Origin of the sequence: Nocardia violaceofusca NBRC 14427 (genome assembly GCF_963869435.1) — a bacterium.
Taxonomy (GTDB): Bacteria; Actinomycetota; Actinomycetes; order Mycobacteriales; family Mycobacteriaceae; genus Nocardia; species Nocardia aobensis.
In genome coordinates this window covers 87,959-109,719 of record NZ_CAWMPM010000035.1, presented here as the reverse complement: position 1 = coordinate 109,719, position 21,761 = coordinate 87,959, and the positions used below count along the sequence as shown (strand labels likewise).

The window sequence follows — 21,761 nt, the reverse complement described above, 5'->3', positions numbered from 1 at the left end:
GTGGTCGGGTGCGGGTGGGCTCAGCGGCCCGGCTTGTCCAGCAACTTGGCCTTCAGGGCGTCGACCGTCGCGGAGTCCACACCCAGGCCGTCCGACAGGAACCGATCGAAGGATCCGTACGACTGCTGGACCTGGTCGAAGGAAGCGTCCAGATAATCGGCCTGCACGCCCAGAATCGGCGCGAACAGCGACGGATCGGTGACCAGGCCGCGCTGCACCAGCGCATCCATCTGTGCCTTGTTGCTCGCGGCCAGATAGTCGTTGGACGCCAGATAATCCTTGTAGATCTGCCCCTTGGGCACATCCAGGGCCGACATCAGGATCGCCGTCATCCAGCCGGTGCGGTCCTTACCCGAGGTGCAGTGATAGAGCACCGCATTCGGGGAGCTCGCGATCTCCTTCAGCGCCGCGGCGAACTGGGCCCGCGCCGCACCGTCGGTGACCAGCCAGCGGTAGTAGTCGCGCATGATCTGCGCGGCCTTCCCGTCACCGAGTTTGTCCTGCTGCGCCTGCGGTCCGCCGGCGATGGTGCTCGACACCATGACATAGAAGTCGTTGTTCGGATCCCAGATCGACTGCGCGCTGTAGGGAATCGACGAGGGCAGTTGATCCGGGGCGGCCTTCATCTCGTTCGGGCTCCGGAAGTCGATGGCCTTGCCGATCTGCAGCGAGGCCAGCTTCTGCTGATCGGCGGGGGTGAGCCGGTTGAGCGCATCGGAGCGGTAGACCAGGCCGAACCGGATCTTCCCGCCCCCGTGCTGCGTCGGATAGCCACCGATATCGCGGGCGTTGGGAGCGGAAATACCCAGGGACTGTTGCTGATCCGACGTGGCCGGCGCGGTATGGGCCAGTGGTGGTGCGGCGAATGCCGGGGTGGTCGCGGCGGGCAGGACGGCGATGAGCGCGGCGGCCAGACCGGCCACCGACCCCCGCAGGACATGCGAAATCGGCACGGGTGGTGTTCCTTTCCTCGAGGTCTGCCGGATCGACGACGGACCACGTCTGAGCCGCGGATACCTTCGCGCGGCGTCGAATCGGCGAGCCTCAGGCCTGCGCGTCGGCCAGCAGCGTGATGGTTCCGGCGGCGCCGTCGACCCGCACCCGCTGGCCGTCGGACAGCCCGGTGCTGGCGGTCTTGGTGTCCACCACGCACGGAATGCCGAACTCGCGGGCCACGATCGCCGCATGCGAGGCCGAGCCGCCGATATCGGTGACCACCGCGGCGGCGTAGGCGAACATCGCGGTGTGGCCGGTGTCGGTGACCGAGGCGACCAGGATGTCGCCGGGCTCGATATCGTCGTCGGAGCTCAGCACCAATTTCACGGTGCCCTCCACGACCCCGGCGCTCACTCCGGTTCCGGTGAGGCTCTCGCCGACCGCGAGCGCCCCCGAAATCGGCTGCGGTTCCCAGCGGCCGACCACCAGATCCGGCATCCGCACCGCCTGCAGTCGCACCCGCTCCTCGCGCCGGCGTGCCACCCGTTCCTTCAGATCCGCCGGGGCCCAGAGCAATTCGTCGAGCGTGAGGAACCAGGCATCGTCGACATTGTTGAGTTCGTGCCGATCGACCAGTCGCGCCGCGAGCTCGCGGGCCGCCATGCGCAGGCAGTTCGTGTAGCGCACCACCGCATCGCGGACGCGTTCCCGCGAGACCGTGGCGCCGACGGCCATCCGCGCGGAGCGCGCGGTCGGCTCGGGAACCGCGTCGCGCTTCGGCGCCGGGAGTTCGGCGGCCCGGGCGGCGGCGGTGACCAGCAGTTCGGGGCGATCGCCGAAGGTCGGGTTGAGGAATTCGCATTCTCCCGGGCCGCGGTGGCCGACCACCGCCAGCTCGGCATCCAGGGCCTGCGCGAAGCGGGCCGAGCGGCTGCGCGCCAGGGCGACATCGCCCGCCCGGGCGGCCTCGTGAACGGCGGGCTCCTCGCGGCAGACCGCGGCCAGCCGTTCCACCGCCAGCATCGGTCGCGCCGATTCGAGGCGGTTCACGTCGATCGGCACGTCCGGGTCGTCCTTGCCCCGTGCGTGCATGGCCGTCGCGGCGCCGACCAGCATGACGCCGATCGAGGCCGCCGCCCAGGACTGATTGAGCCGATCCCGCCACAGCAGTGCCCTCGCGTGCAGCTGCGCTTCGGACAGCTTCTCGATGTCGGTGCGGGACAGCGCCTCTCGATGTGAGGCGGCGTTGATCGTTTCGGTGGTGGCGCCGAAGCGCAGTGCCGTCGCGAGCACCCGGCCGGTGGCCTTGGCCGTACCCCACGTGCTACCCGGTCCGGTCGGCATCGGCGGACGGCCCTTGGGCTGCAACGGGACCTCGGGCGGGATGGCGCCGTACACGTCGCGGCGGATGCTGTCCTCGTCCCAGCCCGGCATATTGTCCGCGGCGAGGACGCCGATCGAGGCGTTGATGAAGATGTGGTGGCCGAGCACCGAGGTGACGCGGCTGGTCCAGTGCTCGAGGGCGATGCCGTCCAGGGCGATCATGTGGCCCATCGCGGCGTTGGCGAGCCGGATCGCCCCGGCCTGCAGGTCGATGGTGAGCGGGCTCATCGGGCCCGGCAGCGCCTCGGAGGTGTTGGTGGCGGTGTGCACCGGGATGCGCGGATCGACGCGGTCGTCGAATTCGCCTTCCAGGCCCTCCGGGGCGGCGACCTCCAGCGGATGCCCGTCGGACGTCTTCGCGCGCGCGGGAATCACGTAGTCGGTCAACGGGATCGCGCCGCGGCGGGCGCGGAAGCCGGTGCCGTGCGGGCGGCGGCCGACCAGTCCGCGCACGATGTCCTCGACCACTTCGGGACCGGTCCAGCCGTAGCGGAAATCCCAATCACCCTGTGCGGCGGCGGGATCGAGATCGGGAAGGTGAACGCCGCCGGTGCCGGGGACGCGAGGCGGAATCCGCAGACCGGCCTTCCGCAGCATCGCCCGCGCCTGCGAGCCGGAAACGAGCTCGGGCGCAACGAGATCCACCACGCCAGTGCGGTCGGAGGTCGCCGCGAGCACCAGGAAGCGTTCCACATCGTCGGTGTGCACCAGCGGAATGCGCTGCGAGCCGCCCGCATTCAGCAGGGTCCGGACCACCGGGCGGGTGCCCTCGGTGCGCCGGCCGGCCACCGGTGCGGGACGAACCAGCAACGCCCGCGCGCCGGTACCCGCGACCGCCGTGCGCGCCAGGTTCTCCCGCTCGGGCGAGGCGAGCACGACCAGCCGGGCGCCGGCCTCCTGCGCCGCGGCGGCCACCGCCGCGACCGGTCCGTCCGACACGTCCAGCACCACGTCGCAGCCGTCGACGATGCCGCGGTAGGCGCCGGCACTGCCCGGATCGGCGATATGCACCTCGATCCGCGGATCCACATACCGGTGCCGAATCCGGTCGGCTCCGACGACGTCGTGCCCGGCGGCCGCCAGCATGCGCGCCACCGCGCGACCGGTGGGTGTGGTGACTCCGGTGATCAGGACCCGCATCGACTCTTCCTCCTCGCGTGCGCCACCCAAGAACGTGACGCCGTTCACACACCATGACGAGTGGATTGCGGGGTGCCCGCGCGAAGTCCCGGTCAGCGGGCGCGGCGTTTCGCTGAGTGGAGTTGGGTTTCGGCCCACGCTTCGCCTCGGCGGAGTCCCGGCCCCCGCATTCCGATGATCGGGACTTCTCGGGGCCGGTACTTCCGCCCGCCCCTACCGTCGAGGCATCGACCCAGTGCGTGACAGCGCAGAGGCAGGGAGGAACACCGGCAATGGCGAACAAGGTGCTCGATCGGGTGCGGGACCTGCTCCCGGCGATCGGGGAACGGGCGGTGACGGCCGAGCAGGAGCGGCGGGTGCCCGCCGAGACGATCCGCGAGCTGACCGAGGCGGGCGTGTTCCGGATGTTGCAGCCGAGCCGCTTCGGTGGTGCGGAGGAGTCGCCGGTCGCCTTCTACGAGGTGATTCGCGCGATCGCGACCGTCTGCCCGTCGACGGCGTGGGTGTCCTCGGTGCTGGGTGCGCATCCGTGGCAGCTGGCGTTGTTCGACCCGCGGGCTCAGCAGGATGTGTGGGGTGCGGATCCCGACACCCTGGTCTCCTCGTCGTACGCACCCACCGGCAAGTTGACCCCCGTCGACGGCGGCTTCGAGATGAGCGGCCGGTGGAGCTTCTCCTCCGGCTGCGACCACGCCGACTGGGCGTTCCTCGGCGCGGTGGTGCCGAACGACAAGGGGGGAGCCGATTACCTGACGGTGCTGGTTCCGCGCACCGACTACCGCATCGAGGATGTCTGGCACGTGTCGGGCCTGTCGGGCACCGGAAGTAACGACATCATCGTCGAGAAGGCGTTCATCCCCGCCTATCGCGCGTACAGCGCCGCCGATCAGTCCGCGCTGGTGGGGCCCGGCCAGGAGGTGAACACCGCTGCGCTGTACCGGATCTCGTTCGCCAGCGTGTTCTCCAACACCATCACCGCGCCGATCATCGGCGCCGCGCAGGGCGCCTACGAATCGCATCTGCAGCGCCAGCGTGAGCGCGTCCGGCTGTCCTACGGCGGGCAGAAGGTGGCCGATGATCCGTTCGCGCAGGTGCGGATCGCGCGGGCGGCCTCGGAGATCGACGCCGCCATCCTGCAGCAGGAACGCAATATCAGCGAGCAGCTGCGCTACGCCGAAGCGGGCGAGGAGATTCCGTACGAGCTGCGCCTGCGGACCCGCCGCGACCAGGTGCGCGGTACCGAACGCGCGATCTACGCGATCGATCTGCTGTTCGAGAACTCCGGCGGCCACTCGATCCGCAAACCCAATGTGATCGAACGCAACTGGCGCGACGCCCACGCCGGCAACGCGCATGTGATCAACGACGTCGAGCGCGCGCTGGCGATGTACGGTCAGGGTGAGATGGGCGTCGAGGTCACAGAACGGATGGTCTGATGGGTTTCACTGCCGAGGACACCACCCGCTGGGTCACCGTCGACGGCGTGAAACTGCGCTATCACGAGGCGGGTTCCGGTGCGCCGCTGGTGCTGTTGCACGGTTCCGGCGCCGGAGTCTCGGGCTGGGCCAATTTCGGCGCCAACCTCGAGGCGCTGGCTCCGCACTTCCGCTGCCTGGTCCTCGACCAGCCCGGGTTCGGCGCCAGCGAACGGCCCGAAACCTACGACCGCAACTATCTGCGGATCGCCGTCGACGCGGTCCTCGGTCTGCTGGACGAGCTCGGCATCGGCAGCGCTCATCTGCTGGGAAATTCGATGGGCGGCGCGGTGGCGACCCTGCTGGCCGCCGAACATCCCGAGCGCGCGGACCGGCTGGTGCTGATGGCGCCGGGCGGTGTGGGCGTCAACATTCTGGGACCCGAACCGTCGGAAGGGATTCGGCGCCTGCTGGACTTCAACGCCGATCCCACTCCGGAGCGGGCGGTGGACTGGTTGAAGACGATGGTCTTCGATCAGGCGGTGCTCACCGAGGAGCTGATCGCGGCCCGCACCGCCGCGGCCTCGGATCCGCGCCAGACCAAGGCGCTCGCCGATGCCTACGCCACCTTCTACAACCCGGCCTTCGCCGATCCGGTTCCGCTGTGGGCGCGTCTGCGGGCTATCCAGCACGAGGTGCTGATGCTGTGGGGCCGCGACGACCGGGTGACACCGGTGGAAGGCGCACTGCTGCCCGCCCGCCAGCTGCCGCGCGCCGATCTGCGGATCTTCTCCCGCTGCGGGCATTGGGTTCAGGTCGAGCGCAAGGACGCGTTCGAGCGTGCCGTGATCGACTTCCTGCACAACGGATTATGAACGCGCGCTGACCTTTTCGCGCCGACGCGGTGGCCGCCGCACCTCACGAGGGTGCGGCGGCCACCGTCGTTTCCGGGGCGTGCCGGCGTCGGCTCCTGCCCGCTACAGCCCGCGTTCGCTACACCCTGTCCGCTACAGTCCGTGGTCGCGGGCCCATCCCGCGATCTGGGTACGCGAGGTGAAGCCGAGTTTGGTCAGGATGTGCTCGACATGGGTCTCGGCCGTGCGCACCGAGATCACCAGATCGGCCGCGATGCGTTTGTTGCTGTGCCCGGCGGCGACCAGCCGGGCCACATCCTTCTCCCGGCGGGTGAGCAGCGACAGCGCCGCGGTGTCGACGGGCGTGGGGCGCGCCGGCGGGGCCGGTGATTCCTCGGCGGCGGGCCCGCGGCCCAGCGCGAAATCGATCGCCGCCGGGAGCGTCATTGCCGCACCGGTGTCGTAGGCGGTGCGGAAACCGCTGTCGCCCAGAGCGTTGCGGACCTCGTCGCGGACCTTTTCACCCACCGCGCTGGTGATCGTATGGGCCAGCCGCACCGTACTGCGCTGCAGCGTCTCGGCCGCACCCATCAGCCGGGCCGACCGCTCCATATCACCGCGGGCGGCGGCCGACCACGCCATACCGTCGAATCCCGAAGCCAGCCATACACATCGGTCGAACAGCGCGAACTCCTCGATCGCGCGTCCTAGATAGTCGTCGGCGGCGTCCTGATCACCCAGCCGCCACTGATCGATACCGAGCGTCCACAGCGCGAGCCCACCCAGCAGATGCGGCCCGTAGCGCTGCGTGAGCGCACGGAACTCCTGGGCCATCTCGGTGGCGCGCGGGTTCTCCAGCAGGGTCGCGCACATGAAACCGAAAGCGAGACTGTCCATTTCGGTGGCATGATGGTCGTCGGCCCGCGCCAGCCGGATCGCCTCCTCGGAGCGGCGCAGCGCACCGGCGGTATCGGCGTCGGTGAAATCGATCAATGCCGCATCCAGTTCCGCCTCGGCGAGGATGTCGGTGGCGCCCAGATCGGTGGCCACGGTGACGCATTCGCTCGCCAGCCGCGCCGCCGACTCCCGATCCGACAGCAGTGCCGCCAGCGAGGCCGCCGACGACAGCGCCCGCGCTCGCTCCCAGCTCGGTTCCGGATTCCGGGCCAGGGCGTCGGTCAGCCACCGATACCCCTCGGACAGGAACCGGTAATGCTCCCAGAACGGCCGCAGCACGGTCGCGGTCTCCATCGCCAGCTGCGGTGCGTCGAGCATCGAGAACTGCAGGGCCGAGCGCAGATTGGCGTGTTCGCGCGCCAATTCACGGAACCACGCGAGATCGTCGGCACTCCAGTACGCCGTCTGCCCGCGCAGGGCCAGCCCACGGTAGTGGTCGCGGTGGCGCGCCCGCACCCGGCGTTCGTCACCGTGTTCGACGAGGCGGTCGTGGCCGAATTGCCGGATCGGCTCCAGCATCGAATAGCGCGGCGCCACCGCGTCGTAGCGCAACCGCAGCACCGACTTGTCGACCAGGCCGGTCAGCGCGTCGAGCAATCCCTGCGGCCCCGGTGGCAGCCGGCACACCGCCTCGGCGGCCTCGATGTCGAAACCACCGGCGAAGACCGACAGCTGTTGCCACAGCCGCTGTTCCGCGGGGGTGCACAGTTCGTAACTCCAGCGGATCGCGCCCTCGATGGTCTGCTGACGCTGCGGTGCGGTGCGCGGTCCGGCGCTGAGCAGGTCCATGGTGTCGTCGAGCCGGTCGCGGATCTGCTCGGGGGTGAACACCCGGAACCGCAGCGCCGCCAGTTCCAGCGCCAGCGGAATGCCGTCGAGACGCTGGCAGATCGCGGCGAGGGTGTCGCGGTTGGCGGGGGTGAAGGTGAAATCCGGATTCGCCGCGGTGGCCCGCTCCACCAGCAGCAGCAGCGCGTCGCTGTCGTGTTCGGCGACCGGAAGCGGTGGAATCGGCATCACCTGCTCACCGGGTATGCCCAGCACCTCGCGGCTGGTCGCCAGCACCCGCACCTCCGGGGTGGCGGCGACGAGATGGGCGACCAGCGCCGCGCACGCGTCGATGAGATGTTCGCAGTTGTCCAGGATCAGCAGGAGCCGTTTGCTGGCGAGGAATTCGGTGAGGCGGTCCAGCGGCGCGGTGGTGTCGTCGCGCAGATTCAACGCCTCGGCGACGCTGAGGGTGACCAGGTCGGGATCGTGCACATCGGCCAGTTCGACCAGCCACACCCCGTCCGGGAAGGCGCGCGCCATCGCCGCGCCGACCTGCCGGGACAGCCGCGTCTTACCCACGCCGCCCGGACCGAGCAGAGTCAGCACCCGGGTCGCGGGCAGCAGCCGTTTCGCGGTGGCCAGTTCGTCGCGGCGGCCGACGAAACTGGTGACCTCGGCGGGAAGATTCCCGGTGACACGCCGCGCCATGATCGCCAACCCTATCGTGATCGAAACGCGTTCGGACCACATCGGCGATGTCGGTCCCGCGTGCCCGCGGACGGTGAGAACGGGAATAGGCTGAGACCGCGAACCGAGACTCGCGCCGCGGTCCCTCGGGGCCGCGAACCCACAGACCCCTCGCCCCCAGGAGGCTTCCCGTGCGGATCGGCATCATGCTCAGCGAACAGACCGGACCGGATGCGCTGGTGCGCCTGACCGACGAACTGCAGCAGGTGGCCGGCGAGGGTTTCGAATCGGCGTGGCTGTCGCACATCTTCGGTCTCGACGCGCTGACCGCGCTCGCCGTCGCCGGCAGCAAGGTGGCGAACATCGAACTCGGCACGGCCGTGGTGCCGACCTATCCGCGGCACCCGGGCGCCCTGGCCCAGCAGGCGGCCACCACCGCGCTCGCCGTCGGCCGCGGCCGGCTCACCCTGGGGATCGGGCTGTCGCACCAGATCGTCATCGAGAACATGTTCGGCTACGACTTCGGCCGCCCGGCCCGGCACATGAAGGAATATCTGTCGATTCTCGGGCCGCTGCTCGACGGGCAGCCGGTGTCGTATCAGGGCGAGACCCTGAGCGCTAACCTCGGCCTGACCGCGGGGGAGACCGGCCGGATTCCGGTGCTCGTGGCCGCCATGGGAACCCAGATGCTGAAACTCGCGGCGCGGCGCACCGACGGCACCGTGCTGTGGATGACCGGCCCCGCGACCATCGCCGACCACATCGCACCCACCATCACCGCGGCGGCCGCCGAGGCCGGCCGGCCGGCGCCGCGAGTGGTCTGCTCGCTGCCGGTGCTGGTCACCGACGACGTGGAGCGCGGCCGGGAGCGGGCCGCCACCGTCTTCGCCGCCTACGGTTCGCTGCCCTCCTATCGGGCCATGATGGATCGCGAGGGCGCGGAGGGACCGGCCGATCTGGCGATCATCGGCACCGAGGAGCAGGTCGCCGCCCGCATCGAGAAGGTGTTCGCCGCCGGCGCCACGGAATTCGTGGCCGCCCCGTTCGTGGGCGGGCAGGCCGCCGAGCGCACCCGCAAGCTGCTCACCCAGCTGGCGGACTGAGCGAGCGTGGCGCGCCGGGCGCGGATCGAGGACGTGGAAGAGCTCGCCCTCGCGATGCCGCACGTCGCGGTGGTGCGGGGATCGAGCGGCAATCCGGTCTACCAGGTCGGGGCCAAGTCGTTCATCTTCTTCCGCACCCCGCGCCCGGACGCCGTCGATCCGGACACCGGCGAACGGTATCCCGATGTGATCGTCTTCTGGGTGCCGTCGGAATCGGACAAGCGTGCGCTCGTCCAGGACCCGGACTCGCCGTTCTTCACCACCACTCATTTCGACGGGCATCTATCGGTACTGCTGCGTGGGGCCCACATCGGTGAACTCGATCTCGACGAACTGCGCGAGGTCGTCCAGGACGCCTGGCTCTCGCGGGCCTCGCCGACGCGGGCCCGGCGCTGGCTGGCCGAACATCGGCTCTGAATCTCACTGAAACCGTTGCAGCACAAGGATTTTCAGTTCGCCGCAGCGGAGGCGACGTCGAGTCCGGCCAGTTGGTGACGCATCCGCTCCCGCTTGGTCCGCAGGTAGCGGACGTTGTGCTCGGTCGGGTCGGTCTGCAGCGGAATCCGGCGGGTGACCGCGATGCCGTGCGCCTGCAGGCCCGCTTGCTTATCCGGATTGTTGCTGAGCAACCGCACCGATTCGACACCCAGATCGCTCAGGATCTGCGCGCCCGCGCCGTAGCGGCGGGCATCGATCGGCAGCCCGAGGCGCAGATTCGCGTCCACGGTGTCGGCGCCGGCGTCCTGTAGTTCGTAGGCGCGCAATTTGTTCAGCAGGCCGATGCCGCGTCCCTCCTGGCCTCGTAGATACACCACGACGCCGCGCCCCTCGGCGGCCACCGCCCGCAGTGCGGCGTCGAGCTGTTCACCGCAATCGCAGCGCAGCGAGCCGAACGCGTCGCCGGTCAGGCATTCCGAATGCAGCCGGGCCAGGACGTCGGTTCCGGACGGATCGCCGAAAACCAGGGCGAGATGTTCGACCGGCTGGGTTCCGGAGTCGGCGTCGCGGTAGCCGAAGACCTGGAAATCGCCGTAGCGCGTGGGCAGCCGGGTCTGCGCGAGCCGGGTGACGGTGTGCTCGCGATGCTTTCGATATTCGATGAGGTCGGCGATGGAGATGATCGGCAGCCCGTGCTCTCGTGCGAAGACCAGCAGCTGTGGCAACCGTGCCATCGACCCGTCGTCGTTGACGACCTCCGCGATCACTCCCGCCGGCCGCAATCCGGCCGCGCGCAGCAGGTCGACGGTCGCCTCGGTGTGCCCGGCCCGGCCCAGCACGCCGCGTGGATGCGCCCGCAGCGGGAAGACGTGCCCGGGTCGGGTGAGGTCGGCCGGGGTGGTGCGCGGATCGGCCAGCAGTCGCATGGTGTGGGCGCGGTCGGCCGCCGAGATACCCGTGCTGACGCCGGCGGCCGCGTCGACCGATACGGTGTAGGCGGTGCCCTTGGGGTCCTCGTTGACCGCGGTCATCGGGGGCAGCGAGAGCCGGTCGAGGTCGGCGCCGGGCATCGGCACGCACAGCACGCCGCTGGTGTGGCGGATCAGGAATCCGATGGTCTGCGCGGTCGCGAATTCCGCGGCCAGGACGAGATCGCCTTCGTTCTCCCGATCCTCGTCGTCGACCACCACGACGGGCCGGCCGGCGGCCAGGGCGTCGAGTGCGTTCTGGATGGAATCGAGTTCACCGGTCATCGTGCACCTCCTGTATGCCTAATAGAAATATTCCGAAACGCTCCTCGCTAGGAAGGGTTCCGCTCAGTGAGATTCTGGGGACGACGAATTCCGGGGACCCACTGCCGGCGTTGACCTCGAGTGCGGTTGAGGGTGCACGCTGGGGTCATGACACAGGCCGCAGAGTTCTGGAACACCGTCTACGACGACGACACCGCTCCCTGGGTGATCGGTGAGCCGCAGCCGGCGATCGTGGAAGTGGAGCGCGAGGGGTTGATCCGAGGGCGGGTGCTCGACGTCGGAACGGGTGCGGGAGAGCACACCATCGCCCTCACCGCCCTCGGCTACGACGTGCTGGGTATCGACCTGTCGCCCAGCGCCGTCGAATACGCGCGGCGCAACGCGGCCGCGAAGGGGGTGCCCGCGGCACGCTTCCGGGTAGCGGATGCGGTCCGGCTCGGCACCGATGCGGCGGCCGCCGAACTCGGCGTCTTCGACACGATCGTCGACAGTGCCCTGTTCCACATCTTCCGCGAGGATCCCGGGACCCGCGCCGACTACGTCCGGTCGCTGCACACCCTGTGTGCTCCGGGTGGTCTGGTGCATGTGCTGGCACTCTCCGATGCCGATCCGGGTTTCGGGCCGCGCATCAGCGATCGGCTGCTGCGTGAATCATTCGGTGCGGGTTGGGAATTGGAGGATCTGCGACCCGCGTCCTATCGCGGCCGGGTCACCCCGGTGGTCGCCGATCAGGTCGCCGGGCTGAACGTGGCCGAGGACGGGACCGTGGATACCGCCGCCTGGCTGGCCCGGATCCGGCGAGGGTAGCGACGGATCCGGTGCGGACCGGGTGCCCCGGTCCTGTGCTCTATCGCGGCCGTGCCTTCGGCTTCGGTGGTGCGAGCGGCGCCTCGCGATTGCGGGGCAGCCGTCCGCGCTTGTTCAACGCCTCCAGGTCGTCGAGCAGATCCTCGGCCAGTTGGCGTTCCGCCTCGTAGTGCCGGATGCACCAGCGCAACACCGCGCTGGGGAAGGCCCAATCCGGGTTGGCGTCGGACCCCTCGGCGTCGGCGGCGGCGCGGCGGCGCATCTTCTCCGCGTAATCGATATGCGCGGTGAGGATTTCGCGCAACCGCTCCGGCTCGGCCAGATGTCCGAGCCACGCCCGCAGCAGCACACTGTGTTTCAGTACCGGCGCTTCGACCGGTGAGTGGTTGACCCAGTGCGCCACGGCATCCCGGCCGCTGGTGGTGATCGCGTACATCCGCTTGCCACGCACGCCGTCCTCGGAGGTCACGGTGCGCGAGGTGACGTACCCGTGCTTCTCGAGGCGTTTGAGTTCGGCGTAGATCTGGCTGAACGACGGGCTCCAGTAGAAGAACTGCAAACTCCAGTCCGCCCACTTCTTCAGGTCGTATCCGGACAACTCGTCCGCATGCGACAGCATCCCGAGCACGGCCCACGAGGTGGTCGGCAGATCGGTGCCAGATGTCATCGCCGAACTATACCGCCCAGTCATATGCGGATCCGAAATCAGCGCCAGCGGGTGCGGTGCGGGAACAGTGCCCGCCCGGCCTCGTGTACGACCTCGAGAACGACCCGGGCCAGCCGGTCGTAACTCATCGCCTCGGCACGTCCCGACAGCGAGAGCGCGGCCGGCGGGGCGCCGCGGCCACGCAGCGGCGCGGCCACACAGGCGATGCCGACCATGGCCTCCTCGCGGTCGATCGCCACGCCTTGGCGCAACCGGATCTGCCCGAGTTCGCGATGCAGCGCATCGGGTTCGGCCAGGGTGCGCGGAGTGAGGCGCGGCAGCCGGCCGCGGAAGGCGGCCTCGGCGATGGTGGGTTCCAGCGCCGCCAGCATCGCTTTGCCCAAAGCCGTTGCGTGCGCGGGCATCCGGCCCCCGAGGCGGGTCGGCAGCGCCGCGCCGAAGCGACCGCCGGCCTTGTCCAGATAGACGACCTCGCGACCGTCGAGCACCGCCAGATGGCCCACCATGCCCGTCCGCTGCGACAACTCGTGCAGCAGCGGGCTCACCGCGTCACGAATCTCGTTGTGGTCCGCGGTCAATCCGCCCAGTTCCAGCGTGCGCATGCCGAGGCGGTAGCCGCCGGCGGAATGCGCCAGCCAGCGCAGCCGGATCATCTGATCCAGGATGCGGTGGACCGTCGAGCGCGGAAGTCCGGTTCGCTCAACCAGTTCCAGCAGTGTCAGCGTCGGGGTGTTCGCGTCGAAGGCATCCAGGATCAGCGTCATCCGCTCGATCATCGACACCGGAATCGGCGCGCCGGCTCGATGAGCCCTGGCGCCCGTCGTCGCGTGATGCGCGGCCGTGGTGGTGCGTTCCGCGGAGGGCAGCACGGTGACGGTCATATGTACCTCCGTTGGCTCATATGCAGTCTAGAAGTATTTCGACTAGGCATGTTCGGTTTCGGCATTTGTGTCACCTATCACAGTGGCTGCCACCACACCGATCGCGAATCGGTGGAACTACGTAAGTGCTACCGAAATCTCTCCCGTTCACTGGACCTCGCTGTTGACGGGGGCGCCCCTCGACCTGGTGTCATGACTTACAGCTATATGTCTGTCCGAAACAAGGAGTGGCCGTGGAGCCGGTAGTACAGGTGGACGAGATCTCGGAGGCGACCTTCAAATCCGTGCTGAGCAGGTTCTGCTCCGGGGTCACGGTGATCACCGCGCTGTCCGGTGACGAGCCGGTCGGATTCAGCTGCCAGTCCTTCTCGTCGTTGTCCCTCGACCCGCCCCGGGTCTGCTTCTTCCCCGCGCGGACCTCGACGTCGTGGCCCCGCATCCGTGAGGTGGGCCGATTCTGCGTGAACATCCTGGCCCACGACCAGGACGAGATCTGCCGCGCGCTGGCCCGCCGCGGCACCGACAAATTCGCGGGTGTGGACTGGGAGTTGTCCGGAAACGGGTCGCCGCGGCTGAGCGGCGCGCTGGCCAGTATCGACTGCGAGCTGGATCGCGAGGTCGACGGCGGTGACCACACCATCGTGATCGCCCGGGTCACCGCGCTGGCCGAACATTCGGACCAGGCGCCGCTGCTGTTCTACCGCTCCGCGTTCGAACGTCTGCACGGACACTGACGCGAGCGTCTTCACGGGTACTGACGCGAGCGTCTGCACGGGTACCGACGCGAGCGTCTGCTGGCGTGCGGGTGACCGGCAGGGTGCGTACCTGCCCACACCGCCGAGGCGTCCCGTGGTTGCCGATAAGCGGAGTGGATCTCCCGGCCAGTGGGACTTCGCATGCCGGGCCCCCGTTCCGATGGCGAGCATCGAGTCATCACCCGGGGCGGGTTGGGCCGGCGGGTAGTCGAGGCCGATCGCGATCGAGGCCGAACGCAATCGAGACGGAGGAATCATGAACAGCGACAGCGAAGTGCGGGTCATCGACGCCGGCGCACCGCCCACCCGGTTCGCCCGCGGCTGGCACTGCCTGGGCCTGGCGGACTCCTTCCGCGACGGCAAGCCGCACACCGTCGCGGCCTTCGGCACCGAACTGGTCGTCTTCGCCGGCGAGGACGGCACGCTCAACGTCCTCAACGCCTACTGCCCGCATATGGGCGGCAATCTCGCCGACGGCACCGTCAAGGGCGATTCGCTGGCCTGCCCCTTCCACGACTGGCGGTGGAACGGCAAGGGCAAGTGCACCGGAATCCCGTACGCGCGCCGGGTGCCTCCGCTGGCCCGCACCAAGGCGTGGCCGACGCTGGAGCAGAACAAGCAGCTGTTCGTCTGGAACGATCCCGAGGGCAAGCAGCCGCCGGCCGACGTCACCATCCCGCGCGTCGACGCCGCCTTCGACGACGGCTGGACCGAGTGGACCTGGAACTCGATGATCGTCGAGGCCAACTGCCGCGAGGTGGTCGACAACGTCGTGGACATGGCGCACTTCTTCTACGTGCACTACGGCTTCCCGACCTTTTTCAAGAACGTGTTCGAGGGTCATATCGCCAGCCAGTACATGACCTCGATCTCACGCGAGGACATGATGGGCGCGACCGCGAAGGCATTGGGCGGCAAGAACACTCTGCATTCGGAGGCGTCGTACTACGGCCCCTCCTACATGATCGACTATCTGCGCAGCGAGAGTGCCGGTCTCACGGTCGAGGGCTATCTGATCAACTGCCACTATCCGATCACCGAGAACCGGTTCGTCCTGCAGTACGGCGCCATCGCGAAGAAGCCGGAGGGCGTGTCGCCGGAGCGGGCCGAGCAGATCGCGGCGGCCTTCGTCGGCGGTCTCGGCAAGGGGTTCGAACAGGATGCGGCGATCTGGAAGCGTAAGTCGCGCATCAACAATCCGCTGCTGTGCGAGGAGGACGGGCCGGTCTATCAGCTGCGGCGCTGGTACGAGCAGTTCTACACCGATGTCGCCGACATCTCCGAGGAGATGACCGCGCGCTTCGAATTCGAGGTCGACACCACCCGCGCGGTCACCGCCTGGGAGGCCGAGGTCGCGGAGAACCTCGCCAAGCGGGCCGAGCAGGCCGTGGCGGGCTGAGAGTCATCGCGATGGACGAGGTTTCGTGCCGATCATGCGGAACGTGCGTGCTGGTGGAGAAGTTCAGCCCGCAGCACACGAGCGTGCAGTGGAGCCGGGCGGCGATGCGCGCGTGCACCGAACTGTCGGCGCCGGGCACGCACACCTGTGCCGCCCTGCGCGACAGCATCGATGCGGCGGTGGAGTCCGGGCAGGTGAGCGTGAGTACCCGTGATGTCGATGTGCGCACCCGCGGCCGGACCGTGGCCTGACGGCGGGGCAGGAAGCTGAATGAACGGCAGAGAAACGGATGTGGTGGTGCTCGATGGATACGGCGATCGAACTCGACGTGCGTGAGCCGGGCGAGGTGCCCGAGGACGCCGGCCCGCGCGACGCGGCGGCCGATCCGGTCGTCGTCGAGATCGTCCGCGTGGTGCGCGAGACCGCGGACGCGGTGTCGCTGGAGCTGGCTCCACGGCCCGAACACGCGCAGCGGTTCGGCTACCGGCCCGGACAGTTCCTCACCCTGCGCATCCCCAGCGATCGCACCGGTTCGGTGAGCCGGTGCTACTCGCTGTCGAGCGCACCGCACGAGGACGGTCCGCTGAAGGTCACCGTCAAACGAACGGCGCAGGGATACGCGTCGAACTGGTTGTGCGACAACGCCGTCGCCGGAGAAAGTTTGCAGGTGCTGCCGCCCGCCGGATTGTTCACCCCGGCCTCGCTGGACACCGATCTGCTGCTGTTCGCCGGGGGCAGCGGCATCACCCCGGTGTTGTCGATCCTGAAATCGGCGCTGGCACAGGGGGGTGGGCACTGCACCCTCGTCTACGCCAATCGCGACGAATCGTCGGTGATCTTCGCCGCGGAACTCGCCGAACTCGCTGCGGCGCATCCGGATCGGCTGCAGGTGCTGCACTGGCTGGAATCGGTGCAGGGCCTGCCGAGTGTGGCGCAGCTGTCCGCGCTGGTGCGGCACTGGGCCGACCGCGAGACGTTCGTCTGCGGTCCGGGGCCGTTCATGGATGCCGTCGGCGCGGCCATGGCCGCGCACGGCGCCGACCGCCGGCGCGTGCACATGGAGAAGTTCGTCTCCCTGAACGGCAATCCGTTCGAGGCGACGGCTCCCGTGAGTGACCCCGCCGACCCCGCAGATCCCGCCGACTCGGCGCACGTCGAGGTCGAACTGGACGGCGAGAATCACCGTATGGCCTGGCCGCGACGCCAGGTCCTGTTGGACACCTTGCTGGCCGCGGGCCTCGAGGCGCCGTATTCCTGCCGCGAGGGCGCATGCAGCGCCTGCGTGTGCCGGGTGGTGTCCGGCGAGGTGTCCATGCGCCGCAACGAGGTCCTCGAGGAGGAGGATCTCGCCGAGGGCTATGTGCTGGCCTGTCAGGCGGTACCGGTCACCGACGACGTTTCGATCAGTTATTCCTGAACCACCCGACCCCTTGCAAGGAGTGCAAATGGCCGCCGTCAGCTCGCTCGGTTATGTCCGGGCGCAGATCGCCGATGTCGCCGCGTGGCGTGAATTCGCCTTCGACACCATCGGATTCGCCGAAGGGTCGGGCCCCAACCCGGAATCGATCTACCTGCGGACGGACGAGCACACCTACCGCCTCGAACTGGTTCCGGGCGATCGCGACGAGGTGATCGCCGTCGGCTGGCAGGTCGCCGACCGGCGTTCGCTGACGCTGGTGCGCGAAACCCTCGCCGCGGCCGGGATCGAGGTCACCGAGCTGACCCTCGCCGAATCCGCCGCACGCCACGTCGAGGAGGCGATCAGCTTCACCGATCCCGCCGGATTCACCGTCGAGGTCTTCCACGGCCCCCTGCTCGACCACAGCCCGGTGGTCGGCAAGTACGGACACCGTTTCGTCTCCGGCGATCTGGGGCTCGGCCACGTCGTGCTGCCGGTGCCCGATATCGAGGCGGCGCGGCAGTTCTACACCGAGGTGCTGGACTTCGCCTCGCGCGGTTCGTTCCGGGTCGGTCCGCCCGAACATCCGATCTGGATCCGGTTCATGGGTGTCAATCCCCGCCACCACAGCCTGGCGCTGATTCCCGGCGGCCGCGGCGACGGCCCGGGCATCGTGCACGTGATGGTGGAGGTCGATGCGCTCGACGATGTCGGCCGGGCGCTCGACCGGGTGACCAAGGCGGGCTACCACCTGTCCTCGACACTCGGCCGCCACACCAACGACAAGATGATCTCCTTCTACGTCCGCACCCCGGGCGGCTGGGACCTCGAATTCGGTTGCGAGGGAATGCTCGTGGGCGAGGACTATGTCGCGGAGGAGATGACGGCCGACAGCTACTGGGGCCACGAATGGGCGCGCGGCTGAGCGGCCGTCACCACCGCCCGGCGGCCGGCACGCGGTGACGCGAACCGGCCGTCGCGGGGTCCTACGCGTCGGTGAAGGTGACCCGCACGGAGATCGGATCGGTCTGCAGGGCGGCGAATCCGGCGGCGGTCAGCGGTGCGAGCGCCGGATGCGGGGCGAAGGCGCGGGCCCGGGCGACCACATCGTCGTCCGGGCGCAGCTCGGCCGTGGCCGCACGCCAGGTTCCGTTGTGCCGCAATCGCACCGAGGGATTGGCGCGGACATTGTTGCCCCAGCCCGACCGCATCCCGTGCTGGCAGATGATCCAGGCGCCGTCGTCGTCGAACAGCACCGATACCGGAACCCGCCGTGGCTGACCGGATTTGCGGCCGACGGTCTCCAGTTCGGTCGCGAAGGTGGACCGCACACCGATCCGGTCCAGTGCGGCGAATCCGGGATTGACCAGGTAGCGGCCGACCGCGCGCTCGATCCGGAACTTCGTCGACTTCCGGTCGCCCCCGGTCGTGCCGCGCCGCGACCGGAACGCGTCGAACCCGTTGCGGCGCAGCATGGTCAGCGCCGTCGACCACGGTGAGCGAGCCGGATCCGGATCGAGCCCGGCGCCGAGGCGATGCAGCTGATCGGTATGCCATTGCAGATCCAGGGCGCCGTCGACGGCGCGCAGAATACCGCTGCGGGCGACGCGGCCGCGCAGGCCGAGCGAAATCGACGGCGGCCGAAGCTCTTCCGTGCCGCCGGTGAGCAGATCGGCGGCGGCGGTGGGGTACACCGTGGTGGGGCGGCCCAGTCCGGCCACATCGCAGGCGCCGGAATCGACCGCACCGGCCATCGCCGCCCGGCTGCGGAAGCCGCCGGTGACCGCCATCGGCACCGCGGCCGCGAGCCGGCGTACCGTCTCCGCGTATTCGAGGAAGTAGGCCTCGCGTGCCCGGGTACTCGCCGCCGCATCGCGGGACCGGCCCATCATCGCCGGGGATTCGTAACTGCCGCCGCTGATTTCGATCAGATCCAGCGGTTGCGCGGCCAACTGCTGGACCACCGCCCGCGATTCGTCCTCGGTGAAACCGCCGCGCTGGAAATCCGCCGAATTCAGTTTGACGGCCACCGCGAAGCCCGGCTGGACCGCCGCGCGGACGGCGCCGACCACCTCGAGCAGGAAGCGCGCCCGGCGTGGCGCGTCACCGCCCCAGTCGTCGGTGCGCTGATTGGCCAGCGGCGACAGGAACTGCGACACCAGGTAGCCGTGGGCGCCGTGGATCTGGACTCCGTCGAAACCGGCCGATTCCGCGATTCGCGCCGCGTCGGCGAAGCGCCGGATCAGATCGTGGATGTCGGCCTCGGTGAGCGCGCGCGGCGTGGGCAGTCCCGGCACTCCCGACGCGATCGCCGAGGGCGCCACCGGCCGCTGCCGGGTGGCCAGCGGATTGGCTTGGCGGCCGGGATGATTCAGCTGCATCCAGATCGGGGTGCCGCCGTCCTTGGCGGCCTTCGCCCACCGCGTCAGCGCCGCGAGATCGCGATCGTCGTCGACGACGACATTGCCCGGCTCGCCGAGCTGGGTGCGGTCGATCATCACGTTGCCGGTGACGATCAGGCCGTAGCCGCCCGCTCCCCAGCGGCGATACAGCCGGACCAGCCGCTCGTCGGGCGCGTGCGCCGCGGTGCCGAGCCCCTCGCTGAGCGCCGACTTCATGATCCGGTTGGGAAGCACCTGGCCGCAGGGCAGGGGAAGGGGGTCGTGCAGTCCGGTCATGCCTATCCTCCAGGGCGCGGATCGGAAATGAGGTATACCGATCGGTATAGTCGGCAGAGTAGTACACCGATCGGTCTAGGGCAACGGTAGGCTGGACCGGACAAGGTGCGTGAGGAAAGGGGTCGCATCATGGGAGCCCGCGACCGGCTCATCGACAGCGCCGTGGATCTGATGCGCAGTAACGGTGTGGCCGGCACCGGTATCGCGCAGCTGCTCGACCACAGCGGCATCTCGCGCCGCTCGGTGTATCTCAACTTCCCCGGCGGCAAATCGGAACTGATCGCCGAGGCGACCCGCGCCGCCGGCGCCGCCTACAGCGCTCTGCTGCGCACGATCACCGCCGGGGCCGACGTGGCCTCGTGTGTCGGCGCCTTCCCGGCCCTCTGGCGCGAAAAACTCGCGACCAGCGACTTCACCGCCGGATGTCCGATCGTCGCGGCCGCGCTGGGCCGGTCGGAGGCGCCCGAGGCAGCCGACGCCGCCGGGGCGACCTTCACCGAATGGGAGACCATTCTCGCCGAACGCCTCGAAACCGAGGACGTCGCACCGGATCTCGCGATATCGCTGGCCACCACGGTGGTAGCGGCGCTCGAGGGGGCGGTGATCCTGTCCCTGGCGACCCGTTCGATGGCGCCGCTGGAACGCGTGGGCGCCCAGATGTCGGAACTCATCGCTCGCCACACCGCCGCGCCGTAGTTTCGTCGCAGGTCTTCGGAGCGCACACCGGTTGTGCGCGGCGGCGGTGGATCGACGTCGTGGGCCGGCGCGGGCACGGCAGCCGGGCTCCGCACAGCCCCGGCGTCACCGGCGGTTATTCGGCCAGTGCCCGCTCGATCGCCGCGGCGGTGGGGATGGACGCGGTGGCGCCGACGACGGTGGTGGCCAGGGCGCCGGCGGTGCAGGCCCAGGCCAGAGCGGTGGCGGGGCCCTCGTGCCAGTGTGCGGCGAGTGCGCCGGTGAACGTGTCCCCGGCACCGGTCGTGTCGACCACGTCGACCCGGACGCCGGGGTGGGTCAGCTCGCCCTCGGGTCCGCGATAGGTCGCGCCGTCGCCGCCCCGGGTGATCAGCACGTGCGGGACCACCCGGAGTTGCGAATTCCAGTGCGCCGCTTCGCCCTCGTTGACCACCGCGATGTCGACCGCCTCCCACAGCTCCGGTGGCAGTGATCGCGCGGGGGACGGATTGAGCAGGACGAGAGTGCCGTGGTCGCGGGCGCAGCGGGCGGCGCCGAGGACGGTGTCGACCGGAATCTCCAACTGGCACAGCATGATATCCGCATCGGCGATGAGGGTGCGGTCCCCGTCGGTGAGGTCCGAGAGCGCCGCGTTGGCTCCGCCGACCACGATGATCGTATTCTCGCCGGTCTCGTCGACCACGATGGTGGCAGTTCCGCTGGACCCCTCGACGGTGCGCAGTCCCGCGGTCCCGACCTGGTTGTCCTCGAGCACTTTCCGCAGTTCGGCGCCGAAGACGTCGGTGCCGATCGCGCCGACGAAATCGACCGCCGCGCCCGCGCGCCGGGCGGCGATCGCCTGGTTCGCGCCCTTGCCGCCGGGCACCGTGGCGAAGGTGGTGCCGAGGACGGTCTCACCGGCCTGCGGCCGCCGCGGCGTGCGCGTCACCAGATCCATGTTGATGCTGCCGACCACTGCGATCCGTGCCATGCACGCACCGTAACCCGCCGCGGTGCGGACGGACCGAACGTCGCCGTGATCAGGCGCGGTCGGCCGCCGATGCCAGCGCGGCCAGCCGGTCGATGGACCCGAGCAGTTTGTCGGACGTCGTCGCGCGGGCTCGGGGCAGCCGGACCTCGTCGGTCAGCCGGGTCCAGTCGTAGGTGTGCCGCACGAGCGTCCGGCTCTCGTCGACGGGTTCCAGTTCCCAGCGCCACAGATGTCCCGGCGGGCGCTGCCCGGGTTCCGCGGGCAGCCAGGCGATCCGGCGCCCCTCCTCGAACTCCACCACGTGATTCTCGCGCACGCTCCCGTTGGTGAGTGTCATCGCGAAGACCTCGCCCACACTCCGCACGCGCTGCCCGGTCTCCGCCCGGTCGAGATTGTCGTTCCCGTCCCATCGCGGCTGCTGCGCCGGATCGGCGATCAGTTCGAAGATGTGCCCGGCCGGCGCGGCGACTTCGCGCTCCGCCGACACCACCCTGTCGATATCTGCCATGCGACCATCGAATCATTCACCGGCAGCGTCGACAACGCGACCACGACTATCGTTCGCGCACAGC

At 69.4% G+C, this 21,761-nt stretch carries 20 protein-coding genes; 11 read left to right on the top strand and 9 right to left on the bottom strand.

The features are described 5' to 3' along the window. Positions 1-20 precede the first annotated feature (20 nt). Together AC5592_RS27195 and AC5592_RS27190 are read right to left on the bottom strand one after the other, a co-directional pair. A complete protein-coding gene (locus AC5592_RS27195; protein ID WP_232329577.1) occupies positions 21-953 on the bottom strand; it encodes a tyrosine-protein phosphatase in 933 nt (310 codons plus the stop codon). A gap of 91 nt (positions 954-1,044) precedes the next feature. Continuing rightward, positions 1,045-3,459, bottom strand: coding sequence for a PEP-utilizing enzyme (locus AC5592_RS27190; RefSeq protein WP_157122255.1), 2,415 nt, complete (start codon positions 3,457-3,459; stop codon positions 1,045-1,047). 272 nt (positions 3,460-3,731) lie between these two features. Between AC5592_RS27190 and hsaA the strand changes: the two genes are divergently transcribed. Both hsaA and AC5592_RS27180 read left to right on the top strand, forming a co-directional pair. Continuing rightward, on the top strand, positions 3,732-4,895 hold the full coding sequence (hsaA, locus tag AC5592_RS27185; protein WP_063065874.1) for a 3-hydroxy-9,10-secoandrosta-1,3,5(10)-triene-9,17-dione monooxygenase oxygenase subunit: 1,164 nt from the start codon (positions 3,732-3,734) through the stop codon (positions 4,893-4,895). Next, on the top strand, positions 4,895-5,749 hold the full coding sequence (locus AC5592_RS27180) for an alpha/beta fold hydrolase (RefSeq protein WP_063065873.1): 855 nt from the start codon (positions 4,895-4,897) through the stop codon (positions 5,747-5,749). Before hsaA ends, AC5592_RS27180 begins: the two co-directional genes overlap by 1 nt. 132 nt (positions 5,750-5,881) lie before the next feature. Here the strand turns inward: AC5592_RS27180 and AC5592_RS27175 are convergent, their stop codons facing one another. Then, on the bottom strand, positions 5,882-8,164 hold the full coding sequence (locus AC5592_RS27175) for a LuxR C-terminal-related transcriptional regulator (protein WP_063065897.1): 2,283 nt from the start codon (positions 8,162-8,164) through the stop codon (positions 5,882-5,884). Positions 8,165-8,334: 170 nt separating this feature from the next. Here AC5592_RS27175 and AC5592_RS27170 point away from each other — a divergent pair, with 170 nt between their 5' ends. Both AC5592_RS27170 and AC5592_RS27165 read left to right on the top strand, forming a co-directional pair. Beyond that, positions 8,335-9,246, top strand: a complete 912-nt coding sequence (locus AC5592_RS27170; protein ID WP_036501215.1) for a TIGR03564 family F420-dependent LLM class oxidoreductase — start codon at positions 8,335-8,337, stop codon at positions 9,244-9,246. Positions 9,247-9,300: 54 nt separating this feature from the next. Then, positions 9,301-9,663, top strand: coding sequence for an MmcQ/YjbR family DNA-binding protein (locus AC5592_RS27165; protein WP_051024587.1), 363 nt, complete (start codon positions 9,301-9,303; stop codon positions 9,661-9,663). Between the two features lie 32 nt (positions 9,664-9,695). Here AC5592_RS27165 and AC5592_RS27160 read toward each other — a convergent pair whose 3' ends face one another. After that, complete coding sequence (locus AC5592_RS27160) at positions 9,696-10,937, bottom strand: bifunctional 3,4-dihydroxy-2-butanone-4-phosphate synthase/GTP cyclohydrolase II (RefSeq protein ID WP_036501214.1); 1,242 nt, start codon at positions 10,935-10,937, stop codon at positions 9,696-9,698. Between the two features lie 147 nt (positions 10,938-11,084). Between AC5592_RS27160 and AC5592_RS27155 the strand changes: the two genes are divergently transcribed. Further along, the gene (locus AC5592_RS27155) at positions 11,085-11,744 is read left to right on the top strand and encodes a class I SAM-dependent methyltransferase (protein ID WP_036501213.1); all 660 of its coding nucleotides are present in this window, start codon (positions 11,085-11,087) and stop codon (positions 11,742-11,744) included. Between the two features lie 40 nt (positions 11,745-11,784). Here the strand turns inward: AC5592_RS27155 and AC5592_RS27150 are convergent, their stop codons facing one another. Together AC5592_RS27150 and AC5592_RS27145 are read right to left on the bottom strand one after the other, a co-directional pair. Then, positions 11,785-12,411, bottom strand: coding sequence for a PadR family transcriptional regulator (locus AC5592_RS27150; RefSeq protein ID WP_063000618.1), 627 nt, complete (start codon positions 12,409-12,411; stop codon positions 11,785-11,787). 38 nt (positions 12,412-12,449) lie between these two features. Then, on the bottom strand, positions 12,450-13,292 hold the full coding sequence (locus AC5592_RS27145; RefSeq protein ID WP_036501211.1) for an IclR family transcriptional regulator: 843 nt from the start codon (positions 13,290-13,292) through the stop codon (positions 12,450-12,452). A gap of 233 nt (positions 13,293-13,525) precedes the next feature. Between AC5592_RS27145 and AC5592_RS27140 the strand changes: the two genes are divergently transcribed. From AC5592_RS27140 to AC5592_RS27120, 5 genes are all read left to right on the top strand, one after another. Beyond that, on the top strand, positions 13,526-14,026 hold the full coding sequence (locus AC5592_RS27140; RefSeq protein WP_063920405.1) for a flavin reductase family protein: 501 nt from the start codon (positions 13,526-13,528) through the stop codon (positions 14,024-14,026). A 277-nt stretch (positions 14,027-14,303) separates the two neighbouring features. Further along, positions 14,304-15,446 carry a 3-ketosteroid-9-alpha-monooxygenase, oxygenase component gene (locus AC5592_RS27135; RefSeq protein WP_036497584.1) on the top strand — a complete coding sequence of 381 codons (1,143 nt, stop codon included), beginning with the start codon at positions 14,304-14,306 and terminating at the stop codon, positions 15,444-15,446. Between the two features lie 47 nt (positions 15,447-15,493). Further along, positions 15,494-15,697: a hypothetical protein gene (locus tag AC5592_RS27130; protein ID WP_232329576.1), complete on the top strand. Its 204-nt coding sequence runs from the start codon at positions 15,494-15,496 to the stop codon at positions 15,695-15,697. Between the two features lie 53 nt (positions 15,698-15,750). Continuing rightward, on the top strand, positions 15,751-16,863 hold the full coding sequence (locus tag AC5592_RS27125; RefSeq protein ID WP_084507267.1) for a ferredoxin--NADP reductase: 1,113 nt from the start codon (positions 15,751-15,753) through the stop codon (positions 16,861-16,863). A gap of 28 nt (positions 16,864-16,891) precedes the next feature. Further along, positions 16,892-17,770 carry a VOC family protein gene (locus AC5592_RS27120; RefSeq protein WP_036499591.1) on the top strand — a complete coding sequence of 293 codons (879 nt, stop codon included), beginning with the start codon at positions 16,892-16,894 and terminating at the stop codon, positions 17,768-17,770. Positions 17,771-17,831: 61 nt separating this feature from the next. Here AC5592_RS27120 and AC5592_RS27115 read toward each other — a convergent pair whose 3' ends face one another. Then, on the bottom strand, positions 17,832-19,523 hold the full coding sequence (locus AC5592_RS27115; protein ID WP_063065871.1) for a nitroreductase family deazaflavin-dependent oxidoreductase: 1,692 nt from the start codon (positions 19,521-19,523) through the stop codon (positions 17,832-17,834). Positions 19,524-19,652: 129 nt separating this feature from the next. On the opposite strand from AC5592_RS27115, the gene AC5592_RS27110 reads away from it, so the two are divergent. Next, positions 19,653-20,219 carry a TetR/AcrR family transcriptional regulator gene (locus tag AC5592_RS27110; RefSeq protein ID WP_063065870.1) on the top strand — a complete coding sequence of 189 codons (567 nt, stop codon included), beginning with the start codon at positions 19,653-19,655 and terminating at the stop codon, positions 20,217-20,219. A 115-nt stretch (positions 20,220-20,334) separates the two neighbouring features. On the opposite strand, the gene AC5592_RS27105 is transcribed toward AC5592_RS27110, so the two are convergent. Then, positions 20,335-21,189 carry a ribokinase gene (locus AC5592_RS27105; protein ID WP_063065869.1) on the bottom strand — a complete coding sequence of 285 codons (855 nt, stop codon included), beginning with the start codon at positions 21,187-21,189 and terminating at the stop codon, positions 20,335-20,337. Between the two features lie 49 nt (positions 21,190-21,238). Beyond that, a complete protein-coding gene (locus AC5592_RS27100; RefSeq protein WP_063065868.1) occupies positions 21,239-21,697 on the bottom strand; it encodes an SRPBCC family protein in 459 nt (152 codons plus the stop codon). Between the last annotated feature and the right edge of the window lie 64 nt (positions 21,698-21,761).

What these genes read in the sequence shown, in the direction of transcription:
- AC5592_RS27115 (WP_063065871.1), bottom strand. Translation starts at nt 19,523, where the DNA reads ATGACCGGACTGCACGACCCCCTTCCCCTGCCCTGCGGCCAGGTGCTT.
- AC5592_RS27135 (WP_036497584.1), top strand. Translation starts at nt 14,304, where the DNA reads ATGAACAGCGACAGCGAAGTGCGGGTCATCGACGCCGGCGCACCGCCC.
- AC5592_RS27190 (WP_157122255.1), bottom strand. Translation starts at nt 3,459, where the DNA reads ATGCGGGTCCTGATCACCGGAGTCACCACACCCACCGGTCGCGCGGTG.
- hsaA (WP_063065874.1), top strand. Translation starts at nt 3,732, where the DNA reads ATGGCGAACAAGGTGCTCGATCGGGTGCGGGACCTGCTCCCGGCGATC.
- AC5592_RS27105 (WP_063065869.1), bottom strand. Translation starts at nt 21,189, where the DNA reads ATGGCACGGATCGCAGTGGTCGGCAGCATCAACATGGATCTGGTGACG.
- AC5592_RS27150 (WP_063000618.1), bottom strand. Translation starts at nt 12,411, where the DNA reads ATGACATCTGGCACCGATCTGCCGACCACCTCGTGGGCCGTGCTCGGG.
- AC5592_RS27100 (WP_063065868.1), bottom strand. Translation starts at nt 21,697, where the DNA reads ATGGCAGATATCGACAGGGTGGTGTCGGCGGAGCGCGAAGTCGCCGCG.
- AC5592_RS27165 (WP_051024587.1), top strand. Translation starts at nt 9,301, where the DNA reads ATGCCGCACGTCGCGGTGGTGCGGGGATCGAGCGGCAATCCGGTCTAC.
- AC5592_RS27175 (WP_063065897.1), bottom strand. Translation starts at nt 8,164, where the DNA reads ATGGCGCGGCGTGTCACCGGGAATCTTCCCGCCGAGGTCACCAGTTTC.
- AC5592_RS27110 (WP_063065870.1), top strand. Translation starts at nt 19,653, where the DNA reads ATGGGAGCCCGCGACCGGCTCATCGACAGCGCCGTGGATCTGATGCGC.
- AC5592_RS27180 (WP_063065873.1), top strand. Translation starts at nt 4,895, where the DNA reads ATGGGTTTCACTGCCGAGGACACCACCCGCTGGGTCACCGTCGACGGC.
- AC5592_RS27125 (WP_084507267.1), top strand. Translation starts at nt 15,751, where the DNA reads ATGGATACGGCGATCGAACTCGACGTGCGTGAGCCGGGCGAGGTGCCC.
- AC5592_RS27120 (WP_036499591.1), top strand. Translation starts at nt 16,892, where the DNA reads ATGGCCGCCGTCAGCTCGCTCGGTTATGTCCGGGCGCAGATCGCCGAT.
- AC5592_RS27145 (WP_036501211.1), bottom strand. Translation starts at nt 13,292, where the DNA reads ATGACCGTCACCGTGCTGCCCTCCGCGGAACGCACCACCACGGCCGCG.
- AC5592_RS27155 (WP_036501213.1), top strand. Translation starts at nt 11,085, where the DNA reads ATGACACAGGCCGCAGAGTTCTGGAACACCGTCTACGACGACGACACC.
- AC5592_RS27160 (WP_036501214.1), bottom strand. Translation starts at nt 10,937, where the DNA reads ATGACCGGTGAACTCGATTCCATCCAGAACGCACTCGACGCCCTGGCC.